We start from the raw sequence: 12602 nt of genomic DNA on the forward strand, positions 1-12602 counted from the left end.
GGTGACGGCACTGATCCTGGTGACGGGACCGATCCTGGTGACGGCACTGACCCTGGTGACGGGACTGACCCTGGTGACGGGACCGATCCTGGTGATGGTTCGCCTCTGGGTGGTCTGCCGGATGGTTCGGTGACGCTGCCTGGTNCACCACCGACGGTGACGGCACTGACCCTGGTGACGGCACCGATCCTGGTGACGGGACCGATCCTGGTGACGGGACTGACCCTGGTGACGGGACTGACCCCGGTGACGGCACGGAGAGCCAGTCGGCGCCCGTTCTCGACTCGCAGGTGACCGTGCCCAAGGTCGTGACCGTCGTGGCGAGCTCCAAGGACGGTCTGCGAGTCGCGCCTGCGGACGGTGACGAGGCCCCCGGCGACGATTCAGATGGCACTGACGGTGGCAGCACCGGCGGTGGCACCGACGATGGCGATGGCACCGACGATGGCGATGGCACCGACGGCGCGGGGGATCAGCCGACAGGCCCCTCGTCCCAGGGGCTCGAGCTCCCGATCCCGGGACTCGGGGAAGTGGCCATCGAGACCGGGTCCGAAACCCTGGACAAGGTCCTGGGCGACGACTCCACGCAAGGTCAGGGCGACTCGGTCGTGCTCAGGGCAGACGTCGCTGGTACGACCGCCGACGTCAGCCTGACGACTGGTGCCGGAACTCCGCAGCCGGGAGACGGCACAGAGCCCGACGAGGGCGACGGCGATCAGACCGACGACCCGACGGACGACGGAAGTGGAGACAACCCCGGCGGTGGTGACACCACGGGTGGCGGTGACGCCACAAGTGGAGGCACGACGCCGGGCCAGGACTCGACCTCGACCGGGCCTGACACGACGTCATCCGACGTCAGTGCCCGGACGAACTCGGGGGACCAGGTGCTGCCGAACACGGGCGGCAGCTCGATCTGGCTCCCGATGCTCGGCCTGCTGATGCTGATGGGAGGTCTGATTCTGCTCCGACGCTCACGGCAGACGCGCTGAGCGAGGCGGTGGGAGTGGGGCCATCGGGGGCCCCACTCCTACCAGCCGCGTTCGCGCCACTCAGCGAGGTGCGGCCGCTCGTTGCCGAGCTGGCCGTCCTTGCCGTGTCCGGGGTAGAACCAGGTCTCGTCGGGCAACCGGTCGAACACCTTGGTCTCCACCTCCTCGATCAAGGTCGCGAATGCCTGCGCGTCACCGAACGTGGATCCGACACCTCCCGGGAACAGCGAGTCACCTGTGAACAGGTGCGGGTGGCCGTCGGGGTCGTCGTACAACAGGGCGACGGAGCCCGGCGTGTGACCGGCTAGCGCGATCACCTCGAGCGAGCAGCGACCGACGGGAATGACGTCCCCGTGCTGGAGCCGCGCCGTGATCGCGACACCGGTCTGCTCGGTGATCGCGTCGGCGTCAGGCGCACCTGCCGACACCGGGGCCCCGGTGGCCGCCACGACGTCGGCGAGGGCGCGGTGGTGGTCCCAGTGCTGGTGCGTGGTGAGTACGGCGTCGAGGCGCGACCCGCACAGCTCCAGCAGGGACGCACTGTCGTCAGCCGCGTCGATCAGCACCTGTACGTCGGTCTCCCGACAGGTGAGCAGGTAGCAGTTGTTGGCCATCTTCTCGTCGACGGCCAGCTTCGTGATCGTGAGATTGGGGAGCTCCCGGACATCGGCCGGGCCTCCCGGAGACACGTCTCCTGTGTAGGTCATCGCCATGGGCCCAGCGTAGGCAGGTCGCCTTCGAGTCCCTCACCGGACCCACGACCGAGCATCCACCAGGCCAGGTCGTGGCGGGTCCCGCGGATCGGCGTACCGCCGGCGCCGAGGAGGACGGTCCCCTCGGGCGTCTCGAGGGTCAGGTCGACCTGGTCGTCGCGGAAGCCGACGACGTTCTCGAAGACGAACGCCGCGAACGCCGGGGACCAGTCTGCGGGGCGGAATCCCGCATCGAGGTCGGCGTGGTGGATCTCCACCTCGCGCCAGCGGGCGCCGACCGCCTGCTCCACCGTGAGGGTCGGGCCGCCCGGCGTGCGCTCGAACGTGCCGTTCCAGTCGGTGATGTCCTCGGTGAGGTCGCGCCACCGACCGCACGCGTCGAACAGGAACTCACGCAGCGCGTCGACGCCGAGCCGCGCGCTCTCGTCGATGTCCGCGTCACGCTGCTCGGGCGACGCGTAGACCGCAACGGGTCTGCGGTGGCGGACCCCTTCGATTGCGCGCCCGAACCCCAATGCGTTCAGGGCCAGGTGGGCGACCACGTGCGCGCGGCTCCACCCCGGCAGCAGGCTGGGCGCGGCGAACTGCTCCGGGGTCAGCCCGTCGACGGTGCGCAGGAGCGCGTCCGTCGCGTCGTAGACGTGATGCAGGTTCTGGCGGCTCATCGGCGACCTCTGGCTCTCGTTGATCTGTTTGTCGAGCCTAGACCGGCCAGCCGAGGGAGCCGCCCGATCGCGGAGGCGCCCCGACGTACATCCGCGAACATCTCGATGACACGGCCGTGTGACCACGAACACTTGTTCGAACACCGGGTAGGGTGTTCGCGTGGCTGACCAACTCATCATTCGCGGTGCTCGAGAGCACAACCTCAAGGACGTCTCCCTCGACCTCCCGCGCGATGCCCTCATCGTCTTCACCGGACTCTCCGGGTCGGGCAAGTCGAGCCTGGCCTTCGACACGATCTTCGCCGAGGGCCAGCGCCGCTACGTCGAGTCGCTGTCGGCGTACGCCCGCCAGTTCCTGGGCCAGATGGACAAGCCCGACGTCGACTTCATCGAGGGCCTCTCGCCCGCGGTCTCGATCGACCAGAAGTCCACGTCGAAGAACCCGCGCTCCACGGTCGGCACGATCACCGAGGTCTACGACTACCTGCGCCTGCTCTATGCGCGCGCAGGTCGCCCGCACTGCCCCGTCTGCGGCTCGCCGATCGAACGCCAGACCCCGCAGCAGATCGTCGACCGCATCATGACGCTGGAGGAGGGCACCCGCTTCCAGGTGCTGGCCCCTGTGATCCGCGGCCGCAAGGGCGAGTACGTCGAACTCTTCCGCTCGTTGCAGGGACAGGGCTACAGCCGGGCCCGGGTCGACGGCGAGACCAGCACCCTCGACACCCTGCTCGAGGGCCCGACGCTGAGCAAGCAGAAGAAGCACACCATCGAGGTCGTCGTCGACCGACTCGCAGTGAAGGCCTCCGCCAAGCGCCGCCTGACCGACTCGGTGGAGACCGCGCTCGGCCTGGCCGGCGGGCTCGTGCTCATCGACCTCGTCGACCGCGAAGCCAAGGACCCGCAGCGCGAGCTCCGGTTCTCCGAGAAGATGGCCTGCCCCAACGAGCACCCGCTCGACACCGACGACCTCGAGCCGCGTTCGTTCTCGTTCAACTCGCCGTTCGGCGCCTGCCCGCAGTGTTCCGGCCTCGGCACCCGCATGGAGGTCGACCCCGAGCTGGTGATCAGCGACCCGGCGGCCACTCTCGGCGAAGGCGTCATCCAGCCGTGGAGCGGCGCACACGTCGCCGACTACTTCCTGCGCCTCCTCGGTGCCCTGGGCGACGAGCTCGGCTTCGATCTCAACACCCCGTGGGAGAAGCTCTCCCCGGAGCTCCAGACGATCATCCTGGACGGCCACCCCACCAAGGTGCACGTGCGGAGCAAGAACCGCTACGGCCGCGAGCGCTCCTACTACGCCGCCTACGAAGGCGTGCGTCCCTACATCGAACGACGTCACCGCGAGGCCGAGACCGACACGAGCCGCGACCGGTTCGAGGGCTTCATGCGCGAGGTGCCGTGCCCCTCGTGCCGGGGAAGCCGACTCAAGCCGGTGTCGATGGCGGTCACCCTCGGCCCGCGCGACGCCACCGGTTCGGGCAGGGGTGGCCTCAACATCGCTGAGGTCTGCGCCCTGCCGATCAACGAGGCTGCCGACCACCTGCGCAACCTCGACCTCTCGGCCCGCGAGCGCCAGATCGGTGAGCGGGTGCTCAAGGAGATCCAGGAGCGGCTCAACTTCCTGCTCGACGTCGGCCTCGACTACCTGACCCTCGACCGGCCCTCCGGGTCGCTGTCCGGCGGTGAGGCCCAGCGGATCCGACTGGCCACCCAGATCGGTGCGGGCCTCGTCGGGGTGCTCTACGTGCTCGACGAACCGTCGATCGGACTCCACCAGCGCGACAACAAGCGCCTCATCGAGACCCTCGTGCGGCTGCGCGACCTCGGCAACACCCTGATCGTCGTCGAGCACGACGAGGACACCATCCGGGCCGCCGACTGGGTGGTCGACATCGGCCCCGGCGCCGGTGAGCACGGGGGACAGGTGGTCGTCTCCGGCACGGTCGACGACCTGCTCAACCACCCCGACTCCTCTACCGGCGCCTACCTGGCCGGGCGCCGCGAGATCCCTGTTCCCCCTGTACGACGACCGCGCACGAAGGGCCGCGCGCTGACCGTCCACGGAGCCCACGAGCACAACCTCCAGGACGTCACCGTCGACTTCCCGCTCGGGGTCTTCTGTGCGGTGACCGGGGTCTCCGGGTCGGGCAAGTCGACGCTGGTCAACGACATCCTCTACACGTCGCTGGCCAAGCAGATCTACAACGCCCGCACGGTTCCGGGGCGGCACCGCAAGATCAGCGGCACCGAGAACGTCGACAAGGTCATCCACGTCGACCAGTCGCCGATCGGCCGCACGCCGCGGTCCAACCCGGCGACGTACACCGGCGTCTTCGACCACATCCGCAAGCTCTTCGCGAGCACGCCCGAGGCGAAGATGCGGGGCTACCTGCAGGGCCGGTTCTCGTTCAACGTCAAGGGCGGCCGCTGCGAGGCCTGCTCCGGTGACGGCACGATCAAGATCGAGATGAACTTCCTGCCCGACGTCTACGTGCCGTGCGAGGTCTGCCACGGTGCCCGCTACAACCGCGAGACGCTCGAGGTGCACTACAAGGGCAAGACGATCGCCGAAGTGCTCGACATGCCGATCGAGGAGGCGGCCGACTTCTTCGCCGCCGTACCCGCGATCTCGCGACACATGAAGACGCTGTGCGAGGTCGGCCTGGGCTACGTGCGACTCGGCCAGCCGGCGACCACGTTGTCGGGTGGTGAGGCACAACGCGTCAAGCTCTCCAGCGAGCTGCAGAAGCGGTCCACCGGCCGCACCGTCTACGTGCTCGACGAGCCGACCACCGGCCTGCACTTCGAAGACATCCGCAAGCTCCTGCTGGTGCTCGGCCGTCTCGTCGACCAGGGAAACACCGTGCTGGTGATCGAGCACAACCTCGACGTCATCAAGACCGCCGACTGGCTGGTCGACATGGGGCCCGAGGGCGGTTCGCGCGGAGGCATGGTGGTCGCGATCGGCACACCGGAAGACGTCGCGGCCAACCCGGCCAGCCACACGGGCTCGTTCCTCGCGCCACTGCTCGGGGTCACGCCCGGCGAGAAGCCGTCGCGCAAGGCACCGGCCCGCAAGGCGCCCGCGCGCAAGGCCGCGACGAACTCGACACCCCGCAAGGCGGCTGTGTCCAAGGCGACCGGGACAAAGGCAGCGCCTCGCAAGCGCGCCCCGAGGAAGGCCTGAACTCCGTAGGACCGAAGCGCACTCACAGCAGATCCTCAGCCAGATGCGGTTTGATTGTCCTCGACAACGTCGTCGCCTCGTCGAGGAGTGCTTGCCATGGATGCCGTACCCGGACTCAGCCGTCGTCACGCGTTGGGCGGCCTCGCCGCCGGACTCACCCTTCCGGTGCTCGCCGCGTGCAGCAGTGACGACGGTGGAGGCGACTCCGGAAGCAGCGCCGATTCGACTCCGACGCAGTCGTCCGATGCGGCGTCACCGGCAGAGTCCGGCAGCGCGAGCACGCCGGCCGAACCGGAGGGCCTCGTCGCAGCTGCCGACGTACCGGTGGGCAGCGGGGTGATCCTCGACAGCGTCGTGGTCACCCAGCCGACCAAGGGTGACTTCAAGGCGTTCTCCGCCACCTGCACCCACGAGGGCTGCAAGGTCTCCAGCATCGACACCGAGATCCACTGCCGCTGCCACGGCAGCAGCTACTCCATCACCGACGGGTCGGTGCAGGGCGGGCCGGCTCCGTCTCCACTGCCCGAAGAAGCGGTCGCCGTCTCCGGCGGCCAGATCACCCTCTCCTGAAGGACACCTCCTTGGACCACCAACCCTGTCTGAACCGACGCCACATGCTCGGCGGAGCTGCAGTCCTCGCCGTGTCGGCCCCGCTGCTGGCGGCCTGCGCCGGTGGTGACGACGACGTGAAGGCGCCCGATGCCGGCACCGAGCTCTCACCGTCGGCCGACGTGCCGGTCGGTGGAGGAGTGATCCTCGGCGACGACAACGTCGTGATCACCCAACCCACCGAAGGCGACTTCAAGGCGTTCTCCGCCACCTGCACGCACCAGTCGTGCCAGGTCGTGTCGGTCGACAAGACCATCAACTGTGACTGTCACGGCAGCAAGTTCTCGATCACCGACGGCTCCGTTGCCGACGGACCGGCGACGGAGAGCCTGCCCGAGGTCAAGATCACGGTGAAGGACGGCACGATCACCACGGTCTGACCGACTGCCCTGATCGCCCGCCCCTGATCGTCTGGTCTGTCGGTGGCTCCACGTAGGGTTGCCACGTGGCTGATCCGTCGTCGTACCGCCCTCGTCCCGGGTCGATCCCGACCCAGCCCGGGGTCTATCGGTTCCGCGATCCCAAGGGCCGCGTGATCTACGTCGGTAAGGCGAAGAACCTGCGTTCCCGCCTCTCGTCGTACTTCCAGCACATCGCGAACCTGCACCCGCGTACGGCGACCATGGTGACGACCGCGGCCAGTGTCGAGTGGACCGTGGTCAACACCGAGGTCGAGGCGCTCCAGCTGGAGTACTCCTGGATCAAGGAGTACGACCCCCGCTTCAACGTGAAGTACCGCGACGACAAGTCCTACCCGTGGCTCGCGGTCACCGTCGGCGAGGAGTTCCCCCGCGTCATGGTCGGCCGCGGCGCGAAGAAGAAGGGCACCCGCTACTTCGGTCCCTACGGCCACGCGTGGGCGATCCGCGAGACCGTCGACCTCCTGCTGCGGGTCTTCCCGATGCGGTCGTGCAGCAACGGGGTGTTCAAGCGCTCCGCGCAGATCGGGCGCCCGTGCCTGCTCGGCTACATCGACAAGTGCGCGGCCCCCTGCGTCGGCAACGTCAGTGCCGAGGAGCACCGTGCGATCGTCGAGGACTTCTGCGACTTCATGGGCGGCCAGACCAGCGCCTTCGTGAAGCGCATCGAGAAGGAGATGTACGCCGCCTCCGACGCGCTCGACTTCGAGAAGGCGGCCAGGTTGCGCGACGACCTCGGCGCGCTCAACAAGGCACTCGAGAAGCAGGCCGTGGTGCTCGGCGACGGCACCGACGCCGACGTGGTCGCGTTCGCCGAGGACCCTCTCGAGGTCGCAGTCCAGGTGTTCTACGTGCGCGGCGGCCGCATCCGCGGGCAGCGTGGCTGGGTGGCCGACCGCGTCGACGAGGGCGACACCGGCGACCTCGTCGAGCGCTTCCTCCTCCAGATGTACGCCGGGGAGTCCGGCGACTCGATCCCGCGCGAGGTGCTGGTGCCCGCGCTGCCTCCGGACCTCGACACCCTCGAGGTGCTGCTGGGCGAGCTGCGTGGCGGCAAGGTTGCGATCAAGGTGCCGCAACGCGGGGACAAGAAGACCCTCCAGGAGACCGTCGGGCGCAACGCGCTCCAGGCGCTCGGCCTGCACAAGACCAAGCGGGCCAGCGACCTGACCACCCGCAACCGGGCCCTCGAAGAGATCCAGCTCGCCCTCGAGCTCGACGAGGTGCCCCTGCGCATCGAGTGCTACGACATCTCCAACCTCCAGGGCACCGAGGTGGTGGCCAGCATGGTGGTCTTCGAGGACGGGCTGGCCCGCAAGAGCGAGTACCGCCGCTTCGTGATCCGCACGGTCGACGGGCAGAACGACGTCGCCTCCATGCACGAGGTGATCACCCGCCGGTTCCGGCGCCTCCTCGATGAGCAGGCCTCCTCCATCGAGAAGCAGGGCGAAGGCGGCGAGGGGCCGATGCTCGTCGATCCGGAGACCGGCCGACCGCGCAAGTTCGCCTATGCCCCCGGCCTTGTCGTGGTCGACGGCGGGCCGCCCCAGGTGGCGGCGGCCTCGGCTGCCCTCGCCGAGCTGGGCATCGACGACATCCCGGTGGTCGGCCTCGCCAAGCGTCTGGAAGAGGTCTGGGTTCCCCAGCAGGAGGACCCGGTGATCCTGCCACGCACGAGCGAGGGCCTCTACCTCCTCCAACGGTTGCGCGACGAGGCGCACCGGTTCGCGATCACCCACCACCGCGGTCGTCGTTCGAAGACGATGGTGGAGAGCGTGCTCGACGACGTGCCCGGTCTGGGCGAGGTGCGCCGCAAGACGCTGATCAAGCACTTCGGATCCCTGCGCAAGCTGCGCGCGGCTTCGATCGAGGAGCTCACCCAGGTGCCCGGCATCGGGCCAGGAACGGCTTCCGCCATCAAGGATGCAGTCGAGGCAGGCAGCGGCCAGACTGTCTCCGTGAACACCGCCACCGGCGAGATCGAGGAGAGCTGATGCCCGTGAACGAGCAGGAGCCGGAGGAGCCGACTGGCGAGCTCGTCGTCGTCACCGGCATGACCGGGGCCGGCCGCAGCACCGCGGCCAAGGAGCTCGAGGACCTCGGCTACTTCGTGGTCGACAACCTCCCGCCGTCGCTGCTGCCCGACATCGTCCACCTGGTCAACGAGAACGCCGGCCACAGCCAGCCGATCGCCGTCGTGGTCGACGTACGCTCCGGGTCGTTCTTCGAGTCCCTGCGTGCGAATCTCGCGCAGCGTGCCCTCGGTCGTCGTACGACGCTGCTCTACCTCGAGGCCGACGACAACGTCCTGGTCCGACGCCAGGAGGCGGCGCGTCGACCGCACCCGCTGCAGGCGGGTGGGCGGCTGCTCGACGGGCTCCAGCGAGAACGCGTCGTGCTCGCGGGTCTGCGCGGCAACGCCGATGTCCTCATCGACACGACCAACCTCAACGTGCACCAGCTGACCGACAAGGTCGCGGAGGCGTTCGGTGCGCCCCACGCGATGACGCTGAAGATCACCGTCGTCAGCTTCGGCTTCAAGTACGGCATCCCCGTCGACGCCGACTTCATGGCCGACATGCGGTTCCTCCCGAACCCCTACTGGGACCCCGAGCTGCGGCCGATGAACGGCAAGGACGCGCCCGTCGCCGACTTCGTGAAGTCGCGGCCGGACGCGCAGCAGTTCCTCGAGGCCTACGTGCCGGTGATCCAGACGGTGGCCGCGGGCTACCTGCGTGAGGGCAAGCGGTTCATGACCGTGGCCATCGGCTGCACGGGAGGAAAGCACCGCAGCGTGGCGATGACCGAGGAGATCGTGGCCCGGCTGCTCGAGCAGGGGTACGACGCCCGCGCGCAGCACCGCGATCTGGGCAACGAATGACGGGGTCGGCTCACCGTCGCGACCAGGTTCGGCTCGATGCCTCGGTCGTGGCGCTCGGTGGAGGCCACGGGCTGCACGCGTCACTCTCGGCGCTGCGTCGCGTCGTGGAGAGCCTCACGGCGGTGGTGACCGTCGCCGACAACGGTGGCTCGTCGGGTCGGTTGCGCAGTGAGTTCGGCGTCCTGCCTCCGGGCGACCTCCGCATGGCACTGGCCGCGCTCTGCGGTGACGACGAGTGGGGCCAGACCTGGGCCCGCGTGCTCCAGCACCGGTTCGACAGCGACGGCGAGATGAAGGGGCACGTGGTCGGCAACCTGCTGATCGTGGGCCTCTGGGAGCTCCTCGGCGGCCAGGTCGACGGCCTCGAGTGGGTCGCCCGACTGCTCGACGCGCGCGGACGCGTGCTGCCGATGTCGGTCACCCCGATGGACATCACCGCCGAGGTCCGCGGGCTCGACCACACCCGTCCCGACGCGACCCAGCTGGTCCGCGGCCAGGTCGAGGTGGCCACCACGGCCGGCACCCTCACCGGCATCCAGCTCGACCCGCCCGACCCGGAGGCCTGCCCCCAGGCGGTCGAGGCGGTCTACGACGCCGACTGGATCGTGCTGGGTCCGGGCAGCTGGTACACCTCCGTCATCCCGCACCTGATGGTCCCCGACCTCCGCAAGGCGATCATCGAGAGCGACAGTCGGGTGATCGTCGTACTCAACCTCGAGGAGCAGGCCGGGGAGACGGTCGGCTACACCCCGGAGGACCTCCTCGGGGCGCTCCTCGGCCACGCTCCCGACCTGGTGCTCCACACCGTCCTGGCCGACCCGGGAGCGGTGCCCGATCCCGAGCTCCTCGAGCAGGTGGTGGCCAGTGCCGGCGCCGAACTCGTGCTCGCCGACGTGGCGATGGGCGACGGATCGCCTCGTCACGACCCCGAGAAGCTGGCGGCCGCCTATTCGCGGATCATGGGAGGTGTGTAAGGATCGGCAACATGGCAATGACGGCACAGGTGAAGTCGGAGCTCGCAAGCACCCAGACCACCAAGACGTGTTGTCGCAAGGCCGAGGTGTCCACGACCCTGCGCTTCGCGGGCGGACTCCACATCGTGAGCGGCAAGATCGTGGTCGAGGCCGAGCTCGACACGGGTGCCGCCGCACGTCGGCTGCGCACCGACATCGCCGAGATCTACGGCCACACCGCCGAGGTCGCGATGGTGCAGGCCAACGGCATCCGCAAGGGCAGCCGCTACGTCCTCCGTGTCGTCAAGGACGGCGAGGCCCTGGCCCGCCAGACCGGACTGCTCGACCAGCGCGGCCGTCCCGTGCGCGGGCTCCCGCCGCAGGTGGTCAGTGGCGGTGGCTGCGACGCCGTCGCTGCCTGGCGCGGCGCCTTCCTGGCCCACGGCTCCCTGACCGAGCCCGGACGATCGTCCGCGCTCGAGGTGACCTGCCCCGGACCCGAGGCCGCGCTGGCCCTGGTCGGGGTCGCCCGTCGACTCGGCATCCAGGCCAAGGCCCGCGAGGTGCGTGGGGTCGACCGCGTGGTCATCCGTGACGGTGACGCGATCGGTGCCCTGCTCACCCGGCTCGGCGCCCACGAGACCCTGATGGCCTGGGAAGAACGCCGCATGCGCCGCGAGGTGCGGGCCACCGCCAACCGGCTCGCCAACTTCGACGACGCGAACTTGCGACGCTCGGCGCGCGCCGCAGTCGCTGCCGGCGCCCGCGTCGAACGTGCCCTCGAGATCCTCGGCGACGAGGTGCCCGACCACCTCCAGCTTGCCGGCCACCTCCGGCTCGAGCACAAGCAGGCCTCCCTCGAGGAGCTCGGTCAGCTGCACGACCCGGTGCTCACCAAGGACGCGATCGCCGGCCGGATCCGCCGACTGCTGGCGATGGCCGACAAGCGCGCCGAAGAGCTCGGCATCCCCGACACCGAGTCGTCGCTGACCCCGGACATGCTGGCCGAGGAGTCCTGAGCGTCCCGGTTCGCCAGGGGCATCGTGTGTCCTGCGTCACGTCTGACGCTAGGGTTCTGCAGACCAGACCATCGACGACATCTCCGCGAGAAGGTGGCACAGCATGACTGTTCGGGTAGGGATCAACGGCTTCGGCCGAATCGGGCGCAACTTCTACCGGGCGGTGCGCGCCTCGGGAGCAGACGTGGAGGTCGTTGCGGTCAACGACCTGACGGACAACGCCGTCCTCGCCCACCTGCTGAAGTACGACACCATCCTCGGCGTCCTCGACGCCGAGGTCTCCTCCACGGAAAAGTCGATCACGGTCGGCGACAGCAGCTTCGTCGCCTTCGCCGAGCGCGAACCGGCCAACCTCAAGTGGGGTGAGGCCGGGGTCGACGTCGTGGTCGAGTCCACCGGGTTCTTCACCGACGCCGAGCAGGCCCGCGCCCACGTCGACAGTGGCGGTGCGAAGAAGGTCATCATCTCGGCGCCGGCCAAGAACGAGGACGTCACCATCGTGATGGGCGTCAACCACGAGTCGTACGACGCCAGCGCGCACACCGTCATCTCCAACGCGTCGTGCACCACCAACTGCCTGGCCCCGATGGCGAAGATCCTCAACGACGGAATCGGCATCGAGCGCGGCCTGATGACGACGATCCACGCCTACACCGCCGACCAGAACCTTCAGGACAACATCCACAAGGACCTGCGACGTGCTCGTGCCGCCGCGCTCAACGTGGTTCCCACGTCCACGGGTGCGGCCAAGGCGCTCGGGTTGGTCCTCCCGGAGCTGAAGGGCAAGCTCGACGGCTACGCGCTGCGGGTCCCGGTGCCGACCGGCTCGGTCACCGACCTGACCTTCACGGCCTCCCGCGACACCACCGTCGAGGAGATCAACGCGCTGTTCAAGGCAGCCACCGAGGGCGACTTTGCCCGCTACGTGAAGTACTCCACCGACCCGATCGTGTCGTCCGATATCGTCACGGATCCGTCGTCGTGCATCTTCGACTCCCCGCTGACCAAGGTGATCGGAAACCAGGTCAAGGTGGTCGGCTGGTACGACAACGAATGGGGCTACTCCAACCGCCTCGTCGACCTGATCAGCTACATCGGCGAGACCCTCTGAGTCGTCCCGCCCACCAGCACACGGCAGAACAGCCAGCCCAGAACAGGAAG

At 68.9% G+C, this 12602-nt stretch carries 11 protein-coding genes; 9 read left to right on the forward strand and 2 right to left on the reverse strand.

The annotated features are described in order from the left end of the window. Window positions 1–608 precede the first annotated feature (608 nt). Window positions 609–992, forward strand: coding sequence for an LPXTG cell wall anchor domain-containing protein (locus ASH02_RS27470; protein ID WP_442938368.1), 384 nt, complete (start codon window positions 609–611; stop codon window positions 990–992). Window positions 993–1030: 38 nt separating this feature from the next. On the opposite strand, the gene ASH02_RS03950 is transcribed toward ASH02_RS27470, so the two are convergent. Next, the gene (locus tag ASH02_RS03950; protein WP_442938362.1) at window positions 1031–1705 is read right to left on the reverse strand and encodes an MBL fold metallo-hydrolase; all 675 of its coding nucleotides are present in this window, start codon (window positions 1703–1705) and stop codon (window positions 1031–1033) included. Beyond that, complete coding sequence (locus ASH02_RS03955) at window positions 1696–2370, reverse strand: maleylpyruvate isomerase family mycothiol-dependent enzyme (protein ID WP_057294334.1); 675 nt, start codon at window positions 2368–2370, stop codon at window positions 1696–1698. The genes ASH02_RS03950 and ASH02_RS03955 overlap by 10 nt, the downstream gene beginning before the upstream one ends. Window positions 2371–2530: 160 nt before the next feature. Here ASH02_RS03955 and uvrA point away from each other — a divergent pair, with 160 nt between their 5' ends. The 8 genes from uvrA (at window position 2531) to gap (ending at window position 12552) form a co-directional block, all read left to right on the forward strand. Then, complete coding sequence (gene uvrA / locus ASH02_RS03960; RefSeq protein ID WP_057294335.1) at window positions 2531–5560, forward strand: excinuclease ABC subunit UvrA; 3030 nt, start codon at window positions 2531–2533, stop codon at window positions 5558–5560. 96 nt (window positions 5561–5656) lie between these two features. After that, complete coding sequence (locus tag ASH02_RS03965; RefSeq protein WP_056677812.1) at window positions 5657–6130, forward strand: Rieske (2Fe-2S) protein; 474 nt, start codon at window positions 5657–5659, stop codon at window positions 6128–6130. A gap of 11 nt (window positions 6131–6141) precedes the next feature. Beyond that, window positions 6142–6549, forward strand: coding sequence for a Rieske (2Fe-2S) protein (locus ASH02_RS03970; protein WP_235532501.1), 408 nt, complete (start codon window positions 6142–6144; stop codon window positions 6547–6549). Between the two features lie 65 nt (window positions 6550–6614). Further along, on the forward strand, window positions 6615–8582 hold the full coding sequence (uvrC, locus tag ASH02_RS03975; RefSeq protein WP_056677816.1) for an excinuclease ABC subunit UvrC: 1968 nt from the start codon (window positions 6615–6617) through the stop codon (window positions 8580–8582). Then, entirely contained in the window at window positions 8582–9469 is an 888-nt protein-coding gene (rapZ, locus tag ASH02_RS03980; RefSeq protein WP_056677819.1) for an RNase adapter RapZ, read from the forward strand. Before uvrC ends, rapZ begins: the two co-directional genes overlap by 1 nt. Then, window positions 9466–10443, forward strand: a complete 978-nt coding sequence (locus tag ASH02_RS03985; protein ID WP_056677822.1) for a gluconeogenesis factor YvcK family protein — start codon at window positions 9466–9468, stop codon at window positions 10441–10443. The genes rapZ and ASH02_RS03985 overlap by 4 nt, the downstream gene beginning before the upstream one ends. An 11-nt stretch (window positions 10444–10454) precedes the next feature. Next, a complete protein-coding gene (gene whiA / locus ASH02_RS03990; protein WP_056677824.1) occupies window positions 10455–11441 on the forward strand; it encodes a DNA-binding protein WhiA in 987 nt (328 codons plus the stop codon). A 103-nt stretch (window positions 11442–11544) separates the two neighbouring features. Continuing rightward, the gene (gene gap / locus ASH02_RS03995) at window positions 11545–12552 is read left to right on the forward strand and encodes a type I glyceraldehyde-3-phosphate dehydrogenase (protein ID WP_056677827.1); all 1008 of its coding nucleotides are present in this window, start codon (window positions 11545–11547) and stop codon (window positions 12550–12552) included. Window positions 12553–12602 lie beyond the last annotated feature (50 nt).

Origin of the sequence: Nocardioides sp. Soil796, from assembly GCF_001429525.1 — a bacterium.
In the GTDB taxonomy this organism is placed as follows: Bacteria; Actinomycetota; Actinomycetes; order Propionibacteriales; family Nocardioidaceae; genus Nocardioides.